The sequence below is a fragment of the Paenibacillus mesotrionivorans genome, from assembly GCF_046098205.1.
GTDB classification, from domain to species: Bacteria; Bacillota; Bacilli; order Paenibacillales; family NBRC-103111; genus Paenibacillus_AR; species Paenibacillus_AR mesotrionivorans.
Genome location: NZ_JBJURJ010000013.1, coordinates 17,079 through 40,717, shown reverse-complemented (window position 1 = coordinate 40,717; position 23,639 = coordinate 17,079). Strand labels below are relative to the sequence as shown.

Here is a 23,639-nt window from a genome sequence, read left to right as displayed (position 1 = left end):
AAAACCAGAGAAGGTTGTCGAAATGATGACATCATCAAGCGGTGACAATCCACGACGTTCCTCCCCATCCTGGCTGTGGGCGGCTTTGGCCGTATATGCAGCGCTGTATGTGGTCCTGCTCCTTATCTCCAATCCGGCGGCGCTCGGCGCCGCCACGCTCATACCCCCGCTTCTGGCATATCTGGCCTGCCGTTTCTATTCCCGGTTTCCGCCGGAGCGGCGAAGCTGCAGACTGCTGCTGGAGGCCGCTTTTCTTTTCCATCTGGCCGGTAATCTGTTTGCGGTGGCCGGAGCTGCATTTTTCCCCTCCGGTGAGGCAGGCAGCTTTGCCTTTACCGCTGTCAAGCTGCTGATTTATCTTTTGCCCAGGCTGTGCTTTCTGTTGTTTCTGATCAGTTACGCCCGCCGCTTCATGAGCGGCCATACCCGGATGGAGCTGCTTTGGGACTGGATCACTATTTTCGAATGTGTTGTTGGCACAGTGTGGTTTATTTATCTCCAGAACAATCCGTTTCACATCTCCGGGTTCGATGTGAAGGCGTTCATTGCGCTGGTTTATACGGTTCTGTCTCTGTCCGTTCTGTCCTTGATCCTGCTGGTTTCGCTGTACGCAGACAAAAAATCCCGCACCGCCGGCCTGGTTCTGCTGCTCCTGGGCATCGGCATGTGGACCTCCACGGATTTGATCCAAACGCTGCATTTTCGGGTGTTTTCCGGTCCCCTGGTTGATGTTATCTACAAGTCCGGAACCCTTCTGATGGCCGCAGGAATATTGGTCTATCACCGGCCAATACGGCAGCCCGCCAGCGGCTCCAGATGGAGCTGGCTGATGCTGGGAGACCGTTCCCTGAAGGCGGGGATTCTGTTTGCCGCATATCCGGTCCTGGTGCTATTTATGAAGGGTGTATCCACCAATGTGCTGCTTTATTTTTCCATTATTATCATGTCCTACTTCCTTGTCCGGCTTTACGCCAAGCAAGTCCGGGTAACGAAGAGGCTGCTGGATACGGAGCGCCAATACACCGAAAGCTTGCAGCTGTATCTGAATGTAATTGAGCAATCTCCCTTGTCCATCCTGATTACCGATACGGACGGCAATATTGAATACACCAACCCTTTTTTCTCCAAGGTCACCGGGTACCGCAAGGAAGAGGCGTTGGGCAAAAATCCCCGGATTCTGCGCACAGGCAAAACGCCTGCAGATGTGTATGAGGACATGTGGGAGACGATCCTGAAGGGGGACATTTGGAAAGGCGAGTTTGTCAACCGGAAGAAGGGCGGCGAGGAATATGAAGAAGCCGTTATTATCTCGCCCATTAAGAATGCGCAGGACCGGATTACCCATTTCGTCGGCATTAAGGAGGATATCTCCGAGTACAAGCGTATCCGCAAGGAGCTGTCCAACCAGCTTTATTTTATTAATCAGCTGATTGATACCCTGCCTAATCCCTTGTTCTATGTAGACAAGGAGGAGCGGTTTGTCGGCTGCAACCGGGCATACGAGGACGCCTTCCGAATTAACCGCAGCCAGCTCCGGGGGCTCAAGCTTCGTGATTTCGCCCATGTATCCGCCAAGAGCTATGAGGAATTCAGCTGCGCCCGCCAGCAGGTGCAGGATACGGGCAAACCGGTGAGCATTATGATGAAGCGGATATTCGCCGACCGGCTGGAGCGGGATATTCTCTATACGGTCTCGACATACCGGCTGTCCGACGGAAGCACCGGCGGGTATTTGGGGATTATGACTGACATCAGCGACCTGAAGCAAAAGGAAAAGGAACTGCTGAACACCAATCATTTTCTGGATACGATTATCGACAGCCTGCCGCTTATGCTCTATGTGAAGAATGCGGATACCCTGAGCTTCGATAAGGTTAACCGTGCCTGCAGCGATTTCTTCGGGCTTACGCCTCAGGCTATGAACGGTTTGACCAATCTGGATATTTTTCCGGAGGATGTGGCGAAGGCGCTGGACGAAACGGGTGGGCGTGTGCTGAGGGAAGGCAAACCGGTCAGTGAAATTGAAGTGGTCCATACGCAGGATAAGGGCACCCGGTATATCCATGCCACCAAGCTGCCCATGGTGGATGCGGACGGGCATCAAACCTATCTGTTGGGCATCTCGGAGGATATCACGGAGCTGAAGCTGAAGGAAAAGCAGCTGGAGGAGGCTCTGCGGCTTGCGGAGGAGGCCACTCAGGCCAAGTCCCAGTTTCTGGCCAATATGAGCCACGAAATCCGGACTCCTATGAATGCCATTATCGGGCTGGCTTATCTGGCCCTCCGTACGGAGCTGACCGGCAAACAAAAGGATTATGTCACCAAAATACATAACGCAGGAAAATCCCTGTTGGGGGTTCTAAATGATATTCTGGACATCTCCAAAATCGAATCCGGAAAGCTCCAAATGGAGCATGTGGATTTTGTACTGGAGGATGTAATCAGCCAAACCATCGGTCTTGTCAGCCAGCAGGCGCATGACAAGGGGCTGGAGCTGCTGTCCCGTTTGGGCCCGGGCATCCCCCGGAGTCTGAAGGGAGATCCTCTGCGGCTGGGGCAGATTCTGATGAATCTCCTGAGCAATGCCGTTAAATTTACCCGGGAGGGACAGGTGGAGCTTCAGATTGAGATGCTCTCCGGTTACCGGGATAAGCTGGAGCTGAAGTTCTCCGTCTCCGATACGGGAATCGGCATGTCCGAAGAGGCCAGGGCCCGGATGTTCCAGGCTTTTATGCAAGCGGACAATTCCACAACCCGGCAGTATGGGGGGACAGGCCTGGGATTGGCCATCAGTAAAGAACTGGTGGAAATGATGGGCGGCTCCATCTGGGTGGAGAGTGTGGAAGGGGAGGGCAGTGTGTTCAGCTTCAAGGCCTGGTTCGAGGTTCCCGAAACGGCGCTGATCCACAGCCGGATCGTGCCGGAACGGCTGGACGGCCTCCGGGTTCTGGTGGTGGACGATAATATGACAGCCCGGGAAATTCTCTCTGAATACCTGGGGCAGATGCGCTGCCGGGTGGAAACCGCCGAATCCGGTGAGGAAGCCCTCCGTGCAGTAGCCCTGGCGGATGCAGACCGGCCCTTCGATCTGATCCTGCTGGATTGGAAAATGGAGGGAATCTGCGGTTTGGAAACCTCCACTCTCATCCGCAATGATCCGTCCATCCGGCACCAGCCGGCCATTATTCTGGTTACCGCCTTTGGTGAGGACAGCCTGAAGAAGCAGGCGGAGGCTGCTATGGTCAACGATTATCTGGTGAAGCCGGTCAGCGAATCCATGCTGTTCGATGCATTGGTTCGGATCTTCGCACCGCCGCCTGCCTTGCTGGAGGGCCGCGATAGCCTCGCAGCCGGCGCTGATCTGGAAGGATATGTGCTGCTGGTGGAGGATCACGAGATTAACCAGCAGATTGCTGTGGAGCTTTTGACCAGCCGGGGATTGCGGGTGGATGTTGCGGGCAACGGCGCCATTGCGGTAGAAAAAATGAAAAACCAGGCTTTGTCTGCTGATCCGTACCATTTTATTCTGTTAGATTTGCAGATGCCGGAAATGGACGGCTTCGAAGCGGCCCGGCGGATCCGGGCCATGGGGCATACGCTGCCTATTATCGCCATGACGGCCCGCACGCTCCAGGAGGAGCAGGAACGGTGTCTGGCCGCGGGAATGAACGATCACGTGGCGAAGCCCATTGATCCGGATATTCTGTTTGCCGCTATCCGGCGGATTGGGCTGGCTGCTCTCCCCGAGGTGGCAGCGGCTGCCGGGGACATCCGGGCGGGCGATAACGGAGCGCCGGAGCCGGATAGGCTGGGGCAATGGCCGCCCAGCATCCATGGTGTCGACCTGGAGGACGGCCTGCGCCGGGTAGGCCATAATCTGGAGCTGTACCGGAGACTGCTGCTGAGCTTCGCGGATAACCAAACGGATACGGCCGTGCCGGTCCGTTATGCCCTCCGCCAAGGGGATCTGGAGACGGTGCAGCGCCTGATCCATAACCTGAAGGGAGTCACCGCCAATCTGGGCATATGGGTTGTCAGCGGCTTATGTGAACGGATCGAGAAAAAGCTGTCTCATGATGGCGAAGAACAGGAGCTTAACAAGGAAGCCGAGGAGCTGGAGCAGCTTCTCCGCCGGATCGCTTTTGACATCAAGGAGCTGATTCCTGTGGAGCCCGAGGCTAAACCCGAGATGAAATTCCGCGCGGAGCCCACCGTTCAAGCCCTGCAGAAGCTGTTGGGCATGCTGCAGGACAGCGATAGTGAGGCTGTTGATTATTATGAAGCCATCAAGCATGAACTGGCCACGCTTCTTTTGCCGGATGAAGAAAGTCACCTGGGACATTGCCTTAAATCTTATGAGTTGGAAGAGGCGGCCACCGTTATTGAGGCCGTTCTTGCCCGCCATCCGGCTATGAAGGAAAGGAGCCATGACTGCCTATGAATAGTAAGCCCGTTATTCTGGTAGTTGACGATACACCCGATAATTTGACCCTATTAAGCGGTTTGTTGAAGGAGCACTACAAGGTAAAGGTAGCCACCTCCGGCACTAAAGCTTTGCAGATTGCCAAAGCCTCGCCGCCCGATCTGCTGCTGCTGGACGTTATGATGCCCGTGATGGACGGCTACGAGACCTGCCGGCACTTTAAGGAGGACGAGGCTTTAACGGACATTCCCGTGATTTTCCTGACAGCCAAAAGTGATACGGAGGACGAAAACAAGGGCTTTGCCTGCGGAGCGGTGGATTATATTATCAAGCCCATCAGCTCCGCCATTCTCCTCTCCCGGGTAAAAACCCATCTGGAGCTAAAGCAGACTAAGGATTTTCTGAAAAACCAGAACGAGTTTCTGGAGCTGGAGATCTCGCGGCGGATCAAGGAGATTTCCCGCATCCAGGAGGCCACCATCATGTCCATGGCCGCCTTGGCGGAAATCCGGGATACGGATACAGGCAACCACATACAGCGCACCAAGCTATACATACAGGAACTGGCCAAATGGCTTTCCAAAACAAGCAAATACAGCAAGCAGCTCAATCAGGAAAACATTGATCTGATCGTCACCTCCGCGCCTCTTCATGACATCGGGAAGGTGGGGATCCCCGACCATATTCTGCTGAAGCCCGGCCGCTTGACGCCCGAGGAATTTGATATTATGAAAACTCATACCGTATTGGGCAGAGAAGCGATAGACAGGGCGGAGCGGGTGATGGATGAAACGGAAACGTTCCTGCATTACGCCAAGGAAATTGTCTATTCCCACCACGAGAAATGGAACGGCACCGGCTATCCCGACGGGCTGGCGGGGGAGGCTATCCCCTTGTCGGCGCGCCTGATGGCCGTGGCGGATGTGTATGATGCGTTAACCAGCAAGCGGGTATATAAGGATGCCTTCAGCCATGATCAGGCCGTTGAGCATATCGCACGGGAAGCGGGGGTCCATTTCGACCCGGATATTATCGAGGTGTTCCTAAAATGCGAGCGCCGCTTCCTGGAAATATCCGAGCTGTATAAGGAGCCGCGGGGCATCGTGGGGTAATATCCCTCCCCATCCTGGAGCGATTCCCCTCAAATGGGCCTTGCCCATTTCGAGGCCTTCATTACTTATCCAGCCCTCGGCGTGGACCAAGTAATGGAGGCGGGGGAGCCGCTACCGATTTTGCCGGAAATAGGCTATAATATATGCATGATGTGATTCTGGCACTATGTTAAGGAGGAGCTTCTTTTGGAAATGCGGGGCATTATGGGCGGGTTCTACCGTGTATCGGAATGGATTATGCGGTTGAGCGCCATCAATATTTTGTGGGTGATTTGTTCCATCCCGGTCTTTTTTATGCTGCTGACCATGCTGGCATCGCCGGAAATGACTGTGGATGTTATGCTTTCTTCTTTATGGATAATCGCAATTTTGTGTCCGTTTACATTGATTCCCGCCACAGTGGCAATGTACGGTGTTGCCCGCAAGTGGGTGATGGGGGATACGGATGTTCCTTTGTTCAAAACCTATTTCCGTTGTTATAAAGAAAATTACAAACAAGCCATGCTGGGCGGCCTGCTGTTTCTGGTCATCGGCGTTCTGCTGATTGTCTGTATCCGGTTTTATTCCTCCCAGACCAATGCTTTGCGCTGGCTGTCGTTTCTGTTTATCTCCTTTGGCGTCGTGTATGTCGGCGCATTGTTGAATTTCTTTTCGTTGATGGTCCATTTTCATATGAAGCTGCTTCAACTGGTGAAGAATGCGTTTATAATGACTATGGGACAGCCGTTCACCTCCATCGGGATCCTGGCTACCAATGCGGTAATTGTGTATATCAGCACCCGGTACACGTTTTTGATCCCCTTCTTCATGGGCAGCGTCAGCGCCTTCGTGACCTTCTGGTATTTCTACCGCGGGTTCCAACGGCTGCAGGACAAGGCCGAGAAGGCCAAGGAAAAGGCCGGAGAGCTGGAAGAAGCCGAAGAGGACGAGCTGAACGCACCGACCAAACTGTAGGTATATTCTGATATTTTACTTTTGCTTCAGCGGAGATTATAATAAAGACACATTCCTGCGATGTGCGTATTGGTCCTCCATTGTTTTGAACCAATGAATGTTTCTAGGGAGATCAAGATTGTCGTGCGGCTGACCTGCCCCCCTGATGCGGGGGACTTCAAAAGCGCGGCTGCGGTCACCCACCTGCGAGAGCGGGTTTGAAGCATAGAGGACTGGACGGCATAGGCGGGTAACCCAAAAACTCCTTCTTCGGAAGGAGTTTTTGGTGTTTCATGGAGGGCGCTGGAGATGAGGACAGATCGTACAGATTGCAAGGGCAGGTGGATGGAGATGAACGGGATGGGGACGTATGGTGTTTGAAGGGCATAGAGGATTGTGGGACTGGTCGGACTTAGTTTTACCTTCCGATGGCGAATGTTGTGCTCTTGTGGACCGTAGATCCTTTATTTGGGTAAAAAGATGATTTATGCGCCGTTTGCGGACTCAGGGGACGTTATTCGGGTATGCGGGCTGACCAAAGTGCTGTTTTGGCCGGAATAGCGGAAGCTGAGTCCGAAAGAATGGCAAAAAGGGTGTTTATGGCGAAATACAGGCTCCTGGGTCCGTTAGAGTCAGTAAGCAGCACAATAATAAAGCCCGGCCTCCCAAACAGGGAAAGCCGGGCTTGCATATTATTGCTGGACAGCCAACGCGCTCAGTTGGTGGAAGGAGTCGCGCAGGGTCGGGTACATGCTGCGGTAAAGCTTGTAATACGCTTCGTAGCGGGCGCTGTTGTCCGGGTTAGGCTCGGTTCTGTGCTCCACGCGAATCCATTCCTCACACAAGGTGGAGATGTCGCGGTTAAGCACACCGGAAGCAGCCATCACGGCTGCGCCGTAAGCCGGGCCGTCGGTGGAGTTCACCGTCACCACCGGGTAACCGAAAATGTCGGCGATCATCTGCCGCCAGAAGGGACTTCTTGCGCCGCCGCCATTGACACGCAGCTCACTGATCTCCACGGAGGATTCCTTCATCAGCTCCAGGGAATCCCGCAGGCCGAAGGTGATGCCTTCCAGCACCGCACGGGTCAGGTGGGCTTTGGTATGCCGCAGGTTCAAGCCTATAAAAGCGCCGCGTGCCCGCGGATCGGGGTGGGGTGTGCGTTCGCCGGTGAGATACGGCAGGAACAGAAGGCCCTCACTGCCGATAGGAGCGGTTTCCGCCAGGGCAGTCAGATATTCGTAGGCATCTCGGCCTTCCTTGGCTGCCTTCTCCAGCTCCTCGTAGCCGAACTGGTTGCGCCACCATTGGAAGGAGCCGCCGGCGGAGAGCATAACTCCCATCCGGTGCCACTTGCCGGGCACACCATGGCAGAAGGAGTGGAGTCGGAACTCACTGTCCATATGGCATTCCTCGTCATGTACGAAAACCACACCGGAGGTGCCCAAGGCAACGGAAGCAATACCCTTCTTCACCACGCCTACCCCTACAGCGCCGCAGGCTTGGTCCCCGCCACCGGCAACTACGGGAGTACCGGCAGCCAAGCCTGTAGCTTCAGCCGCTTCAGGCAGCAAGTGGCCAGCAATGTCATTGCTTTCATAAAGAGGCGGCAGCCATTCGAAGGGAATACCCAGAGCGTCAGCCACTTCTTGGGACCAAGCCCGCTTGGCCACATTCAGCAGGAGGGTACCGCTGGCATCTGCCACATCCATCCCCAGCTTGCCTGTCAGATGAAGTCTTACATAATCCTTGGGCAAAATCAGATGACGGGTGCGTTCGAACAGCTCGGGTTCATTCCGCTTCAGCCAAACCGCCTTCGGCGCGGTGAAGCCGGTCAGCGCTTTGTTGCCGGTCAGCTCGCCAAGCCTTTGCTTGCCGATGGTTTCTTCAATCCAGGTGCATTCGGCCTCGGTACGTTGGTCGCACCACAAAAGAGCGGGGCGTACCACCTTCAGCTCCTCATCCAGGAATACCGAGCCGTGCATCTGCCCGGACAAACCAACCCCGGCCACTTGCGCTGCGGGAATTCCTGTTTTGGCCAGAAGGCCGCGAATGCAGGCGGCGGACTGATTCCACCAATCCTCGGGATGCTGCTCTGCCCAACCGGGATGTGGCTGCAGGAGCGGGTATTCTTCACTGTGGCTGCCGGCGACAGAGCCGTCCTCAGCCACCAGAATGCACTTGACGGCAGAAGTGCCGAGATCAATGCCCAAGAAATAATTCATCGTATCGTGCTCCTTGTAAAAGTGATGATTTGAGCTTCATTATAACATAGTTTGTTAAATGAATAAACTTAGATTTTTAGCGGAAAACTTTTTTGAGAGCGCCTCACAAAACCTATTGTATAATCCCGGCCAGACTGCTAAAATGGATTCAACAGATACTTTATTTAGTCAATAAAGAAAGTAGGTGTCTATGGAAACATTTAATACCGCCAACAAAAGTCTGATCAAGGACATGAATACCTCGACCATTCTCCAGATTGTCCGTACCAAGGGGCCGATCTCCCGTGCGGAAATCTCCAAGATTACAGGGCTTAACCCCGCCACTGTATCCAGCAATACTGCAGGGCTGATGGAGCTGGGACTGGTGAGGGAAACCGGGATCGGCGTGTCCAGCGGCGGGCGGAAGCCGCTCCTGCTGGAGCTGAACCCCGAGGCGTATTATGTGGTCGGTGTGGATATGGGAACCACCGATGTCGCTGTAGGCATTACGGATTTGGAAGGTCATATCCGCTGCAAAAGCACGCTTCCTTTTGGAGGAGCATCCGAGCCGGAAGAGATTATGGGCATCATCGGGCAAGCTATCCGTAACGTGCTGGATGCTTCGGAAATAGCCGCCGAACGGATTCTCGGCATCGGTATGGGCATCCACGGGCTGGTGGATCCCGACCGGGGGATTTCACTTTTTGCCCCGGCCTTTCAATGGAAGAATGTCGAGGTCGCCCAGCTGTTCAGCGAGCAGTTCGGGCTTCCCGTCTCCATCGATAATGATGCGCGTGCCATGGCTTTGGGTGAGAAGTGGTTTGGCAAGGCCCAGTCCGTCTCTAACTTTTTCTTCCTGAATATCGGAACAGGTATCGGGTCCGGCATCTATCTCAACGGCGAGCTCCTGAAGGGGGCCCACTTCGGGGCAGGGGAGATCGGTCATATCCGCATCGCCAGCCACCAGGAAAAGCCCTGTTTCTGCGGCAAAACGGACTGCCTATCCACCGCTGCTTCCGGTCCCGCTCTGGAGGACATCGCCCGGACGGCCGTGCACAGAGGGATGGCGCCGCTGCTGGCACAGCTCAGTAACGGTGAGCCTGATGTCATTACAGGCGAACTGATTCACCAGGCAGCCTTGCAGGGTGATGAGTTCTCCATCGGTTTGCTGGATCAGGCGGGCCGGCATATCGGCGGTGCACTGTCCCTGGTTATCAATCTGCTGAACCCCGAGATGGTGCTGATCGGCGGCGGCGTTGCCAACGGCGGGGACTTTATTTTCCAAGGTATCAGGGAGGAAGTGGCCAACCGGTCCATGCAGCATAATATCGAGCATATCTATATCGGGCCAGCCGGGCTGGGGGACGATTGCGGCATTATCGGCGCCGCCACCCTGATCCTGCGCAGTGTTTTCAGCAATCCCAATCAATACAATACTTAATAAAAAGGATGATCATCCATGGCAAATGTGGAGCAATTGAAGCAGCGTTTTGTGGAGCTGCACGGCGGCAGCGCGGCAGATATCCGGGTGTTCTTCGCCCCCGGCCGGGTTAACCTGATCGGCGAGCATACAGACTACAACGGCGGCTACGTTTTTCCGGCTGCCCTGACCTTCGGCACCTTCATGCTGATCCGCAAGCGGGAGGACGATGTTATTCGTCTGGCCTCCACCAACTTTGAGCTGCAGGTGGATTTTAAGCTGAAGGACGCGGTTTATGAAGAAGCCCATGACTGGGGCAATTATCCCAAGTCCATTCTGGTTCATCTGGCCAAGCGGGGCTTCACCTTCGGCGGCTACGACGTGCTGTACCATGGCGAAATCCCCAACGGGGCAGGACTTTCCTCCTCCGCGTCCATCCATTTGGCAACCGCTATCGGCTTTATGACCATGGAAGGACATCCTATTGACCGGGTACAGCTGGCTTTGGCAGCCCAAGAAGCAGAAAATCAATTTATGGGTGTCCAATGCGGCATTATGGACCAATTCGTCATCGCTAACGGCAAGAAGGATCATGCGGTGCTTCTGATGTGCAGCACGCTGGAATATCAGCTGGTGCCTTTCCAGGCCAAGGGCTACAAAATTGTCGTCGGTAATACCAACAAGCGCCGCGGGCTGGTAGACTCCGAATACAATACCCGCCGGGCCCAATGTGAACAGGCGGTAATCGACCTGCAGGCTGCTTTCCCCGACCTGAAGCTGCTGGGTGAGCTTACCCTGGAGCAATTCGAAGCCAATGCCCATCTGATCAAGGATGTGATTGTGCTGATGCGTGCCCGCCACGTCGTGGAGGAAATCGACCGGGTGCTGAAATCCGTGGAAGCATTGAAGGCGAATAATCTGGTCCGTTTCGGCGAGCTTATGACTGCATCCGGCATTTCCCTGCGGGAGCTGTATGAGGTGACCTGCAAGGAGCTGGATGTTATGGTGGAGGAAGCACTCAAGATTGAAGGTGTGCTGGGCTCCCGGATGACAGGTGCAGGCTTCGGCGGCTGTACGGTTTCCCTGGTCCGTGAGGATAAGGTGGAGGAGTTCATCGAGAAGGTCGGCAAGGCCTATGGCGAACGGACCGACTACAAGGCGGATTTCTACGTAGCAGATATCGGGGACGGCGCAAGCGAGTATTTCCCCCAAAACTAGTCCCCCAAAAGTGAAGCGAAGCTCTGAAGCTTAATCCGATTACTTTCGGGGGAGCCCCCGGAAAAACATTCATGGCAAGTACAACCCATTTATATAGAAAAAAAGGAGTGTATCCACATGGCAGTATTGGTAACGGGAGGAGCCGGCTATATCGGTTCCCATACAGTGGCAGAATTGATCACTGCAGGCGAAGAGGTAGTCATTGTCGATAATTTGTACCAAGGGCATAAGGACGCTGTGCTGGGCGGCAAGCTGTATGTAGGCGATATCCGGGACAAGGATTTTTTGGATACGGTATTTAAGGAAAACACCATCGACGCTGTGGTTCACTTTGCCGCTAACTCCCTGGTGGGCGAGAGCATGAAGGCCCCGGCCAAATACTATCACAACAACGTGTACGGAACTCTTTGCCTTTTGGAAAAAATGAACGAATACGGTGTCAGCAAAATTGTCTTCTCCTCCACCGCAGCCACTTACGGCGAGCCGGAGAATGTGCCGATTCTGGAATCCGACCGCACCTTCCCCACGAATACCTACGGTGAAACCAAGCTGGCGATGGAAAAAATGATGAAATGGTTCGATATCGCCCATAATGTAAAATATGTGTCCCTGCGTTACTTCAACGCCTGCGGCGCTCATGAAAGCGGCAAAATCGGGGAAGACCACAATCCTGAAACCCACCTGATCCCGCTGATTCTCGAGGTCCCATTGGGAAAACGGCCGTTCATCTCTGTTTATGGCGATGACTATCCGACAGAGGACGGCACTTGCATCCGGGATTACCTGCATGTCACAGACCTGGCGGATGCCCATCTGAAGGCTGTTAATTACCTGCGCAACGGCGGCGAAAGCAATGTGTTCAACCTGGGCAGCGGCACCGGTTATTCCGTTAGCGCCGTAATTGAGGCAGCACGCAAGGCAACCGGACACCCCATTCCCGTGAAGGTGGAGGGCCGCCGCGCGGGAGATCCTGCAGTGCTGATCGCCTCCTCCCAAAAGGCCAAGGATGTGCTGGGTTGGACACCGAAGTTCGATAATCTGGAATACATCATCGGAACCGCATGGAAATGGCATGAAGCCCATCCGAACGGATACGCTAAATAAGGAGAGAGCATCCATGTCCTACAACATTGCGCAGGATATCGCGTTATTGGTCCGTTTTGGAGTTGAAAACGGCATGCTGGGTGAAGGCGACGATATTGTTGCCGTCAACGGCCTTTTGGATCTGCTTCAGGTGGCGGAGCCCTATGAGGGGCCGCTGTCTGAGGTGCGGGAGGAGAGCCCGGCTATTCTTGGCCGGATTCTGGACTATGCCGCAGACAAGGGGATTCTGCCGGACAATACAACCGGGTACCGGGATCTGCTGGATGCCCGGATTATGGGCCTGCTGATGCCCCGCCAATCCGAGGTGGCCCGGGAGTTCTGGGAAACCGCCGGCAGCCGTTCGGTGGAGGAGGCGACGGACCGCTTCTACAAGCTGTCCATCGATTCCAACTACATCCGTATGGACCGCATCCGCAAAAACGGCTATTGGCCTGCGCCGACGGAATACGGTGATCTGGAGATAACCATCAACCTCTCCAAACCGGAGAAGGACCCCAAGGAAATTGCCGCCGAGCGGGCACTTCCCCAGAGCAAATACCCCAAGTGTCTGCTTTGTGTGGAGAATGTAGGGTATGCCGGGCGGTTGAACCACCCTGCACGCCAGAACCATCGGGTGATCCCGCTGAAGCTGGAGGGCAACCCCTGGTATTTCCAATATTCGCCCTATGTGTACTACAATGAGCACTGCATCATTTTCAACGCCGAGCATACGCCCATGCAGATCTCGGAGCGGACCTTCGTGCGGCTTCTGGACTTCATCGGCCAATTTGGCCATTATTTTATCGGCTCCAATGCAGATCTGCCCATTGTGGGCGGCTCGATCCTAAGCCATGACCACTTCCAGGGCGGAAGGCACATCTTCCCTATGGAAAAAGCTCCTGTGGAGCAAACCTACCAAGCGGAAGCTTATCCCGGTGTCAAAATCGGACGCGTCAAGTGGCCTATGTCCGTGGTCCGCATTTCCGGTAAAAACAAGGAGCAGCTGGTGGAACTGGCCAGTTCCTTGCTGGATACCTGGCGGTGCTATACGGATGCGGCGGCAGGAATTTTCGCGGAATCCGCGGGAGAGAACAAGGCGCCTGTGCCCCATAACACCATCACGCCTATTGCCCGCCGCAACAGTGACGGAGAATTCGAGCTGGACCTGGTGCTCCGCAACAACCGGACCTCCGAGGAGCATCCTATGGGTATTTTCCACCCCCATGCCAACCTGCACCACATCAAGAAGGAGAACATCGGCCTGATCGAGGTGATGGGGCTTGCCGTGCTTCCGGGACGGCTGCTTCAAGAGCTTGATGAAATTGCTGGAATTTTAAAAGGAGAATGGGGTGCCGATGGCGAATGGAATAAGAATGAGCATCCATTGTCGAAACATGCCGAGTGGATCGGTGAGCTGATCACCCGTTACGGCTCCTCTCTGAACGAGCAGGAAGCAACGGCCGCTATGCAGCGTGAGGTGGGACTGAAGTTCGCCGCGGTGCTGGCTGATGCCGGTGTATACAAGCGTACGGAAGCGGGAATGGCCGCTTATGACCGGTTTATGGAGCATATGGGCTTTCGCAGGGTGTAATTCTCTTTCGCTTAAAAGGAGACACGATAAACATGGCAATTACGGTGAAGACAATCACTTACGGCGGGTGGGGCAACTGCGTTGAGATATCCAACGGCATTGTAGATGTGGTCGCGACTGTGGACCTGGGCCCCCGCGTTATCCGGTACGGTTTTAAGGGGCAGGCGAATCTGTTCAAGGAAGACACAGAGCGCGCCATCACCAATCCGGTGCAGTACGAGGGTGTTGAGGATACCTGGTTTATTTACGGCGGACACCGTCTGTGGACCAGCCCGGAAGCTCATCCCCGCAGCTATTATCCGGACAATGAGCCGGTGGCCTGGCGTGCGACAGAAACAGGAGTGGTATTGACACCTTCCGCTGAGAAGTGGAACCATCTGCAGAAGGAAATGGAAATTTCCATGGATGACAGCGGGGAAGTGACAGTCCATCACCGGATTGCCAATACCGGAGCATGGACAGTGGAATTGGCTCCATGGGCGTTGTCTGTTATGGCCAAGGGTGGCACGGCGGTCATTCCCCAGGTTAAACGGGAAACCGGCCTGCTGGGCAATCGGATTCTTGCCCTCTGGCCATATAGCCGGATGAATGATCCGCGCGTCACCTGGGGGGAGGATTATATCCTGCTTCGCCAGGCGGACGGCCCGACTCCGTTCAAGATTGGTACCAACAATGAAAACGGCTGGGCGGCTTATTATAATGAAGGCAACCTGTTTGTGAAGTATTACAAGCATCAGCCTGAAGCTGCATATCCTGACTTCGGCGTTTCGTTCGAAGCCTATGTAAACGATCATTTCTTGGAATTGGAGAGCTTGGGCCCGCTGGTGCAGCTTGCTCCCGGTCAAACAACCGCTCATACCGAAACCTGGAATCTTTTCCGCACAGTAGAGCTTCCCCTTCAAGAGGAATCCCAGCTAAGCCGGGAAATGAAGCATTTCCTTAAAGGTTAGGCAATCCTATGATTACCACAGTAACATTAAATGCCACGATGGATAAAACCTGCTTTGTAGGAGATCTCCGGATCGGGATGGTTAACCGGGTTCCTGACATGCGGTGTTTTCCCGGCGGCAAAGGCATCAATGCAGCGCGGGTGGCCCATGATTTGGGCTGCCCTGTTCTGACAACAGGATTTGTAGCCGGGTTTAACGGATCATTTATTGAGACGGAGCTTTCCAGACGGGGGCTCCTTCACGATTTTGTGCGCATAGACGGAGAGTCCAGAGTGAGTCTCAACATTATTGACCGCTTTTCGGGAAAAACCACGGAGATTCTGGAGAGTGGCCCCCAGATTGAGGCGGATGATGTTTTGGCGATCCGGGATAAGGTTCGGGCGTCGGTGGCTTCCTCCTCGGTGCTGGCGATTTGCGGCAGTATGCCGGAGGGGACCCCGGTGACGCTGTATGCCGATTTTATTGAGATGGCCCATCATGAGGGGATCATCTCCATTCTGGATGCCAGCGGCGAGGCCTTGCTTGCTGGAATCGAAGCCCGTCCCACCTGTGTGAAGCCCAATGAGGATGAGCTGGCTGCCGTTCTTGGCCGGAAAGCCGAGTCGGATGAGGATGTTTATGAAGCGGTCCAGCGTCTTGCGGACAAAGGGATTTCCTGTGTGGCGGCGACCTTGGGCGAACGCGGTGCCGTGGTAGGAATAGACGGTCAGCTGTTCCGGGTACATGTTCCGGTCCTGAAGGCAGTGAATGTAGTAGGCTGTGGGGATGCTTTTGTCGGCGCTATGTGTGCAGGATATTACCGGAGAACGCCAGTGGAGGAAATCATCCGTATGGCAGCGGCAACGGGAGCGGCCAATGCCCTCACGGAAGAGGCAGGCGGCGTCAATCTGAACGATATGAGAGCCTTGCTGGGCGAAATCCGGATTGAACCTATATCCTGACACAGGTTTTCATAAGCATTTTCAATCACCTCTTTTGCTGTGCCCAAAAGAGTGGTAATATAGAAAGGTCAGAACTTGAGGATTTTGCTTCATTCCGATTTACCAAAAGGGGGATTCGCGTTTTGCTTAAGAGAACCTTGATCGGCATCATCCGCAGTCATGAGCTGACCGGAGAGAAGGCCAAGGACCCGGCCTTGAAAACCAAACACTACAAGCTGCCGAAAGCCAAGGCATGGGATGAAGTCGTATCGACTCTAAAGAAAATGAACGGGTATAAGCTACTCCATGAGGTTCCCAATGTGGGCGAGATTGTATTGGAGCGCAGAACCATTACAGGCCGGACACAGGACATTACGCTGACTGTATTCGATCTGGGGCCCAGCAAATCAGCAGTGGATATTTATTCCGCTTCGCGTGGTTCGATGGGAGATCTCGGCTCCAATTATCGCATAATTCTGGAAATTTACAGGGAGCTTGACCGGAAGCTGGCTCCATACAAAATATAAAGCGGATACAGCTGCTAGGGTGTGTTTGCAAACTCCGAGGGGAGCAGATTTGGCCGAATTTTCGTTCCAGGCAAGGCACTTACGTGAAGGCGTACCGGGGGTACGTCAAGCGGAAGTAACGATGCAAGGGACGAAAAGGCGGTGAAAGATGCCCTCAAGCGGGTTTGCAAACACGGCCTAGGCCGGCCTGCTCCACAACAAAAACAGCGGAAGAATTGAAATTCCCCCGCTGTTTTTCTGTGTCCTTAAAAACCGGTTTGTCCTGTTGGCCAAGCCCGGACGATTAGATGAGCTTACGGACGGCTTCCACGGCTGCTTCATAGTTGGGATGATCGGTCATTTCGCCAAGATACTCCACGTATTGTACGGTGTCATTGGCGTCGATCACGAAGATGGAGCGCATGAGCAGGTGGAATTCCTCGATCAGCACGCCGTAGGCTTTGCCGAAGGAGTGTTTCTTGTAGTCGGAGAGGGTAATGACATTCTCAATGCCTGCGGCACCGCACCAGCGGGCTTGGGCAAAGGGCAGGTCCACGCTAACGGTTAAGACCACCACTTGATCACCCAGCTTAACGGCTTCTTCATTGAAGCGGCGGGTTTGGGCGTCGCAGACTCCTGTGTCCAGGGAAGGGACAACGCTGATCAGCTTGATTTTGCCTGTGTAGTCCTTGAGAGAAACCTCAGTAACCAGATCCTTGTTCAATGTGAAATCAGGGGCTTTGTCGCCCACCTTCACCGTATTGCCTGCGAGAGTAAGGGGATTTCCTTTAAAGGTAGCCTGTGCCATTAGTTTCTTCCTCCTGTATCAAAAAAACGTTTTTTTCATTATAATATGGCTATGATGGACTTGTCCAATTAAGAAATGATAAATGTCACAGTTCGACAAAAACTTTTTTTGAAAGGATCGCTGCCGTGGAGCTTCGACAACTGCACTACTTTATCAAGGTTGCGCAAAAGCAGCATGTGACCCAGGCTTCCGAGGAGCTTCATGTGGCCCAGTCCGCCGTCAGCCGCCAGATTCACCAGCTTGAGCAGGAGCTGGGGGTATCTTTGTTTGTACAGAAGGGACGTAATCTGCAATTGACCCCGGTAGGCAAGCTGTTTCTGGACCGGGTGGAAAATATATTTACCGACCTGGAGCGGGCAGTCCGGGAGGTGCGCGAGTTTCTCGATCCGGAGCTGGGCGAGGTGCGCATCGGGTTTCCCCACAGCATGGGGATCAGCCTGCTGCCCACGGTGGTCGCCCAATTCCGCAAGGAGCATCCTGGCGTGAAGTTCCGCCTGCGGCAGGGAACGTACTCCAGTCTTCTGCGGGATGTGATCAGCGGGGAGATTGATTTGTCCTTCGTTTCCCCGTTTCCCGAATCCCACGACCAGGTTACCGGGGAGCTGCTGCTTACGGAGGAGCTGTATGCAGTGGTGCCGGTGAACCATCCCCTGGCGGAACGGGAGGAGATCCGGCTGGACGAGCTGAGCGGCGATCCCTTCGTGATGTTCAGTGACGCGTATTCGCTGCGGTCCATTGTGCTGGACGGCTGCCGCGCCGCGGGTTTTGTGCCGCAGATCGGCTTCGAGGGAGAGGAGACGGACACCATCCGCGGTCTGGTGGCCGCGGGGCTGGGAGTGGGCTTGCTGCCGGAGATGGCGCTGACGGAGATCAGCCCGCTGGAGCCGGCCAAAATCCGCATCAGCGAACCCAAGGTGACCCGTACCATCGGCCTGGTCCGGCGCAAGGAAGAAAAGCTGACACCGGTGGCGGAGCTGTTCCGCAGCTTCCTTATGAACTACTTCAAGCTGGGGTGAGGGGTACATCCGCTACCGATCCTAAATATGTGACTCCTTGCCGGATGCTGTTGCAGGCCATATTTTTTCAAGGTAAAATAGGCTTGTAAAGCACGTAAACCACATATGGTCGTGAAGCACACGCCGCTGGTCTCCTTCTCATAAAAAGGGGATGCAGCGGCTTTGTTTTTGCCGGAAGGGGAGAGTCACATGGCTTTTCGGGAAGCGTATGAAGCCTTTATGAGCAAACACAGAAAAGGGAGGAGTGGCGAGGATTTACGGCGTTTGGATGAAGGACATGGCCATGCGGAACGATTGTTTCTGGAGCAGGTGTGGTGGCCGGGCTTTGGGCAGTTTGATGATTTGATTCCGGAGTATCAGGTGACGGATTTTAAGGGAGGCAGCCGCTTTCTGGATTTTGCCTGGGTAAGAAGCCCATACCGGATCTGCATTGAGATCGATGGGTATGGGCCGCATCAGCGGGATGTCAGCAGGTGGCAGTATGCCGATCAAATACAGCGGCAGAATGATTTGGTGCTGGATGATTGGATTGTCATCCGGTTCTCCTATGATGATGTGAAAGACAGGCCGAGGCTGTGTGAGCGGACGCTGCAGCAGGTTCAGGGAAAGTGGTTTGAAGGGTATGATCAAAAATATCGATTAGCTGACTTGGAGCGGTTTATTCTTCATATTGCCATTCAGCAAGAGGAGCTTGTTCCCGGCAAGGTTGCGGAAGAACTGGGAATTAGCGAACGGACGGCAAGAAAATGGTTGAAATCCTTGGTAACCAAAGGGTTGCTGGTACCCTTGTCAGGCAACCATCGGGTCCGCAGGTATAAGGTAAATAAGGATGAGAGATTATCCAAATATCTGAGGTGAAATGTAAGCCTGACATAATAGCGGAAGCTATTTTCCGCTAAAGAGAGTTTGCCTTATCCATTGGGTGAATAACGGAAGGAGATTTCCGTTATTGCAGGATTTTATTCTGCTTCACGCAATAAAAAAGAGCATTAACGGAAAACTGTTTCCGCTAATGCTCTTTTTATTAGGTTTTGGGGGAGATAACGGAAACGCGTTTCCGTTATTTCATCACTGTCCACCGAATAAGCTCCAACGAGCGCGAATCAATCGTCCGAGCGGTTGAAGATCCAAATGTACTCCAGGAGCTGCAGGATGCTCATAACGGCTGCCGCGACATAGGTCAGGGCTGCTGCGTTGAGCACCTTGGCGGCGAAGCCTTCTTCGTCGTTGCGGATGAAGCCAAGTGCCACCATGTTGTCTCTGGCCCGGGTAGAGGCGTTAAACTCCACCGGCAGGGTGACGACCTGGAACAGGACTGCGGCGCTGAAGAAGATGATGCCCAGGAGAATCAGGCCGCTGAATTTGAAGAGGAACCCTCCGATTAACAGAAGCGGTGCAATGCCGCTGGCAAAGTTGACAACCGGGAACATCCGGTGGCGCGCCACCAGCATCGGGTACCGGACCTTGTCCTGGATAGCGTGGCCCACTTCATGGCAGGCGACGCTGACGGAGGAGATGGAGTTTCCGTAGTATACAGCCTCGGAGAGGCGTACTGTTTTGGCGATAGGGTCATAATGGTCGGACAGCTGTCCCGGTACGGGTTCGATGGGGATGTTGTACAGGCCTGCGTCATCCAGCATCCGTCTTGCCGCCTCGTAGCCGGTCATGCCCGTACTGACGGGAACCTGGCCAAACCGGGCGAATGTGCCTTTGACTCGGAACTGCGCCCATATGCTGAGGCCAAAAGCCAGCAGTATCAGGGGCGTCCATGGGGTAAACAGCATCGTGCCTCACTCCTTTTTTTGTTTGCGGTAAATGTGGTTAGCGGTAAGCCATGCTAGGCCGTGTTTGCACACTCGCTTGAGGGCATCTTTCACCGCCTTTTCGTCCCTTGCATCGTTACTTCCGCTTGACGTACCCCCGGTACGCCTTCACGAAAGTGCCTTGCCTGGAACGAAAATTTGGGTATTAGCTGCTCCCCTCGGAGTTTGCAAACACGCCCAAGGGTGTGCGTACTGCCCTAAAAGGGATCTTTGCCGAAGAGGACAAGCAGGGCTTCCAAGCAGGCGATTCCGGCTGGTGTAATCAGCTTGAAAAAGTTCTTCGCCTGGTTAGGCTTCAATTGCTCCAGGATCGGTTCGATTTCCTTGACTTCCTTCAGAAGCTGCTGCATGTGGAGCTGAAGATCTGTCAGTTTATCTGCCACACTTGCTTCCCCGGTTATCCGGTCCAAACGATCCAGGCTTGCCTTGATTTCCTCCAGGGTGAGCTTCTCCTGCTTCAACGATTCAATACGCTTCAAACGGTGGATGGTTTCATCATTATAGTAGCGGTAGTTATTATCGGCCCGTTTGATGGGATGGATTAATCCCAAATGCGTGTAATAATCGATGGTCCTCTGACTGACACCGGTCAGCTTCGCCAATTCCCCTACCCGGTAGAGAGTCCGTTCTTCCATTGGGATCACCTCCATCTTCTATTGTACACCACAAAAACCGTACAGTAAAACGTTATGCTTTTGGAAGAGCTACATTATAGATCGGTAAACGAGGTTGAAAATCTAATTATAAGCGAAAACCTGACATGAATAAAGCGCTTGAACGGAATAATTGAATATTCGTGATCTCATGTCAGATTTATATAGATTGGAATGTTCCGAGCGTCCTAACATATGGTAAATAGTACAATGCATGTACTCTAACATCCCATATGTTAAGAAAACACGAATTATTATCAGAATTGATACGTTAATTTTTCGTTTTTTGAAAAATTAGTTGTTGTCAAACGGAACATACCCGTATATAATGACATTAAGAATTTCATAAGATGTTAAAAAACATGACATTAAAGAAAGGGTGTTGGTTAGTATGGTAAAGAAAATGCTTTATGCAACGGGTATCATGAGCTTATTATTCCCAACCTTGGCTTTTGCAGCAGATGATCCGGTGGCTACTGTGAGCCTCTCGCTGGACAGCTTGTGGGTAATGGTTGCAGCGGTTCTGGTTCTGCTCATGCAAGGGGGATTTATTCTTCTCGAAGTTGGCTCCACCCGCATGAAGAACGCCGGTCACGTAGCCGGCAAAACCATCTTTGCAACAGGCCTTTGCACCCTGGTCTTCTGGGCAGTGGGCTACAGTCTGATTTTCACCGAAGGCACCTCCCTCCTGGGCGGTTTGTCCGAAGCCTTCTTTAACCCCAGCAAGATTGTGGAAGGCGGCATCGCCGGTACCTCTATCTTCTTCCTCTTCCAACTGGCTTTTGCGGCAGTTTCCCTCTCCATCGCATGGGGCGGCTTCGCAGAACGCGCCAAGCTGTCTGTGTACCTGATCTTCACCATTATCTTCGGCGTTGTCATCTACCCGGTTATTGCACACTGGATCTGGGGCGGCGGCTGGTTGGCTTCCCACGGCAAACAAGACTTTGCAGGCTCCACGGTTGTTCACTTAACCGGCGCAGCAGCGGCTCTGGCAGCTACAATCCTGCTTAAGCCCCGTATCGGCAAGTACAACAAGGATGGCACTGTGAACGCTATTCAAGGCCACAACCAAGTATTCTCCACTGTATCCGTACTGCTGCTGTGGGTAGGCTGGTTCGGCTTCAACGCCGGCTCCACGGTTGCTGTAGGCGATGGTTTCTTCGGTTATGTTGCATTCAATACCCAACTGGCTGCCGGCGCAGGCGCAGTAGCCGCTTTGATTGTATCCTGGATTTTCCTTGGCAAAGCTGATATCCCGACTATGCTGAACGGCGCATTGGCAGGTCTTGTAGCAATCACTGCATCCTGTGCATTCGTCGAACCTTGGGCGGCTGTGGTAATCGGTATCGTCGCAGGCGGTCTGATGTACTTCACTATGAAGTTCTTCGACAAGGTTAAGGTTGACGATCCGGTCGGCGTACTCTCTGTTCACGGCGTTGCCGGTATCATTGGTACCATTTCCACCGGCTTCTTCGCAACAGGTGAACTGGCTGAGAAGGTTGGTGTAGGTAAAGCGGGTCTGTTCTATGGCGGCGGCGTTGATCAATTGGTGGTTCAGCTTTATGGTGTGATCACCTCCGGCGTATTCGCATTCGTAGTATCCTTCGCAGCCCTGTGGCTCATCAAGAAGGCAATTGGCCTCCGCGTAACCGAAGAGGAGGAAGTGATCGGTCTGGACTTGAGCGAACACGGCTCCTACGGCTATCCGGAACAAATGAAGAAAGCTGGCACAGGCTACAACGTAACAGGCTGATCCAGCTGGAATCATCGGGCCGCTAGAAATAATCCATCTATGTTAAAATGGAATCAGGAGGTGGCTCCCAACCGGGGCCGTTACCTTCTGATTCTGTTTTAGGGCTAAAGACGGAAGGGGACAATGTCTATGGAACTCCATCTGGAGGAGATTCGTAAGACCATTGCGCGCAGCTCGGACCCCGATACATTGCGCGGATTGCGAGACCAAATCCATGAGAAGCTCCTGGCGCAGCCCCTTGACGCATTTCCCGGGGATTGGAACGACTGGATCAATACAGTCCATGACGCTCTGATTCAGTTTGCCGTAAAAAAAGCGGAGGACAACCTGCAACAGGCGGGATTGGGAACCCCACCGCTTCCATACGCCTTTGTTTTGTTCGGCAGCGGCGGGCGCCGCGAGCAGACGTTGTGGAGCGACCAGGATAGCGGCCTGATTTATGAAGAGCCGGAAGCGTTCATGAAGGAAGCGGTGGATGCTTTTTTTAAACGGCTGGGATCGGAGATTGTGAAGGTGTTGTTCCAGTTGGGTTATCCTCCCTGTGAAGGGGATGTGATGAGCAGCAATCCGGCATGGACACAAAGTGCGGACAACTGGTATGCCACCATCAATGCTTGGCTGGATGAGCCCAACTGGGAGAATATCCGGTATATCCTGATTATTGCCGATTCCCGCTGCATCAGCGGAGACCAGAGGCTTGGCGAAAGCCTGAAGCGATTGGTGCTGGACCGGGTGGCTTCCGACCGCAGACTGCTGGTGCATATGCTCCGCAATACCCTCCGGCGCAAGATTTCCTTGGGTGTCTTGGGGAATCTGATACCCGAACGGTTCGGGGAGGATATGGGCGGGATCGATATTAAGTACGGTGCGTACATTCCTTTGGTGAACGGGATTCGCCTGCTTGCCATCAGCCACGGCATCTCCCTCTCCAATACCTTGGACAGGTTAGCCGTGATGGAAGAGCAGAAGGCGGAGGACCCGGAAGCGATCAAACAATGGCGCCAGGCGGTATTAACGGTGCTCAAGCTGCGTTCGTTAACCACCTCCAAGCTGGAAGACGGCTTCTACCAGTCTGGAGGCATCCTGCCCGGGTCCAAGCTTACCAAGGAACGGAAGAACGAATTGAAATTCGCCTTGAAGGTTGGCCAGAAGCTTCATAAATATGTAGAGAAAGAAATGCAAGACGAGGAGATATAGAAGGTTCGGGAATCGGTATGGGCTTCGGA

The 23,639-nt window shown here is 53.8% G+C and carries 18 protein-coding genes and 1 other RNA gene; 15 read left to right on the top strand and 4 right to left on the bottom strand.

The genetic code is table 11. The features are described 5' to 3' along the window. Positions 1-22: 22 nt before the first annotated feature. The 4 genes from ACI1P1_RS19095 to ssrS all read left to right on the top strand — a co-directional run bounded on the left by ACI1P1_RS19095 (position 23) and on the right by ssrS (position 6,725). Positions 23-4,441, top strand: a complete 4,419-nt coding sequence (locus ACI1P1_RS19095; RefSeq protein ID WP_416218045.1) for a response regulator — start codon at positions 23-25, stop codon at positions 4,439-4,441. Further along, positions 4,438-5,535, top strand: coding sequence for a response regulator (locus tag ACI1P1_RS19090; protein ID WP_416218044.1), 1,098 nt, complete (start codon positions 4,438-4,440; stop codon positions 5,533-5,535). The genes ACI1P1_RS19095 and ACI1P1_RS19090 overlap by 4 nt, the downstream gene beginning before the upstream one ends. 192 nt (positions 5,536-5,727) lie before the next feature. Beyond that, positions 5,728-6,489, top strand: coding sequence for a YesL family protein (locus ACI1P1_RS19085; RefSeq protein ID WP_416218223.1), 762 nt, complete (start codon positions 5,728-5,730; stop codon positions 6,487-6,489). Between the two features lie 49 nt (positions 6,490-6,538). Beyond that, positions 6,539-6,725: non-coding RNA, 6S RNA (gene ssrS / locus ACI1P1_RS19080), on the top strand. Positions 6,726-7,160: 435 nt separating this feature from the next. Here the strand turns inward: ssrS and xylB are convergent. After that, the gene (gene xylB / locus ACI1P1_RS19075; protein ID WP_416218043.1) at positions 7,161-8,693 is read right to left on the bottom strand and encodes a xylulokinase; all 1,533 of its coding nucleotides are present in this window, start codon (positions 8,691-8,693) and stop codon (positions 7,161-7,163) included. 190 nt (positions 8,694-8,883) lie between these two features. Between xylB and ACI1P1_RS19070 the strand changes: the two genes are divergently transcribed. From ACI1P1_RS19070 to ACI1P1_RS19040, 7 genes are all read left to right on the top strand, one after another. Continuing rightward, positions 8,884-10,113 carry an ROK family transcriptional regulator gene (locus ACI1P1_RS19070; protein WP_416218042.1) on the top strand — a complete coding sequence of 410 codons (1,230 nt, stop codon included), beginning with the start codon at positions 8,884-8,886 and terminating at the stop codon, positions 10,111-10,113. An 18-nt stretch (positions 10,114-10,131) separates the two neighbouring features. Beyond that, positions 10,132-11,310 (top strand): galactokinase, encoded by a 1,179-nt coding sequence (locus tag ACI1P1_RS19065; protein ID WP_416218041.1) that lies wholly within the window; start codon positions 10,132-10,134, stop codon positions 11,308-11,310. A gap of 117 nt (positions 11,311-11,427) precedes the next feature. After that, positions 11,428-12,414 (top strand): UDP-glucose 4-epimerase GalE, encoded by a 987-nt coding sequence (gene galE, locus ACI1P1_RS19060; RefSeq protein WP_416218040.1) that lies wholly within the window; start codon positions 11,428-11,430, stop codon positions 12,412-12,414. A gap of 13 nt (positions 12,415-12,427) precedes the next feature. Next, complete coding sequence (locus ACI1P1_RS19055) at positions 12,428-13,984, top strand: UDP-glucose--hexose-1-phosphate uridylyltransferase (protein ID WP_416218039.1); 1,557 nt, start codon at positions 12,428-12,430, stop codon at positions 13,982-13,984. A 32-nt stretch (positions 13,985-14,016) separates the two neighbouring features. Then, entirely contained in the window at positions 14,017-14,934 is a 918-nt protein-coding gene (locus ACI1P1_RS19050; RefSeq protein WP_416218038.1) for a hypothetical protein, read from the top strand. Between the two features lie 8 nt (positions 14,935-14,942). Next, positions 14,943-15,875: a 1-phosphofructokinase family hexose kinase gene (locus ACI1P1_RS19045; protein WP_416218037.1), complete on the top strand. Its 933-nt coding sequence runs from the start codon at positions 14,943-14,945 to the stop codon at positions 15,873-15,875. A gap of 122 nt (positions 15,876-15,997) precedes the next feature. Further along, entirely contained in the window at positions 15,998-16,381 is a 384-nt protein-coding gene (locus ACI1P1_RS19040; protein ID WP_416218036.1) for a DUF1499 domain-containing protein, read from the top strand. A gap of 283 nt (positions 16,382-16,664) precedes the next feature. Here the strand turns inward: ACI1P1_RS19040 and tpx are convergent, their stop codons facing one another. Beyond that, a complete protein-coding gene (tpx, locus tag ACI1P1_RS19035; RefSeq protein ID WP_416218035.1) occupies positions 16,665-17,168 on the bottom strand; it encodes a thiol peroxidase in 504 nt (167 codons plus the stop codon). A 125-nt stretch (positions 17,169-17,293) separates the two neighbouring features. On the opposite strand from tpx, the gene ACI1P1_RS19030 reads away from it, so the two are divergent. Further along, on the top strand, positions 17,294-18,184 hold the full coding sequence (locus ACI1P1_RS19030; RefSeq protein ID WP_416218034.1) for a LysR family transcriptional regulator: 891 nt from the start codon (positions 17,294-17,296) through the stop codon (positions 18,182-18,184). A 189-nt stretch (positions 18,185-18,373) separates the two neighbouring features. Continuing rightward, a complete protein-coding gene (locus ACI1P1_RS19025; protein ID WP_416218033.1) occupies positions 18,374-19,042 on the top strand; it encodes a DNA-binding response regulator in 669 nt (222 codons plus the stop codon). A gap of 245 nt (positions 19,043-19,287) precedes the next feature. Here ACI1P1_RS19025 and ACI1P1_RS19020 read toward each other — a convergent pair whose 3' ends face one another. Beyond that, positions 19,288-19,968 (bottom strand): zinc metallopeptidase, encoded by a 681-nt coding sequence (locus ACI1P1_RS19020; RefSeq protein WP_416218032.1) that lies wholly within the window; start codon positions 19,966-19,968, stop codon positions 19,288-19,290. A gap of 236 nt (positions 19,969-20,204) precedes the next feature. Next, on the bottom strand, positions 20,205-20,642 hold the full coding sequence (locus ACI1P1_RS19015; RefSeq protein ID WP_416218031.1) for a MerR family transcriptional regulator: 438 nt from the start codon (positions 20,640-20,642) through the stop codon (positions 20,205-20,207). A 409-nt stretch (positions 20,643-21,051) separates the two neighbouring features. Here ACI1P1_RS19015 and ACI1P1_RS19010 point away from each other — a divergent pair, with 409 nt between their 5' ends. Beyond that, a complete protein-coding gene (locus tag ACI1P1_RS19010) occupies positions 21,052-22,413 on the top strand; it encodes an ammonium transporter (RefSeq protein WP_416218030.1) in 1,362 nt (453 codons plus the stop codon). A gap of 129 nt (positions 22,414-22,542) precedes the next feature. Further along, entirely contained in the window at positions 22,543-23,610 is a 1,068-nt protein-coding gene (locus tag ACI1P1_RS19005; protein WP_416218029.1) for a DUF294 nucleotidyltransferase-like domain-containing protein, read from the top strand. Positions 23,611-23,639: the final 29 nt, after the last annotated feature.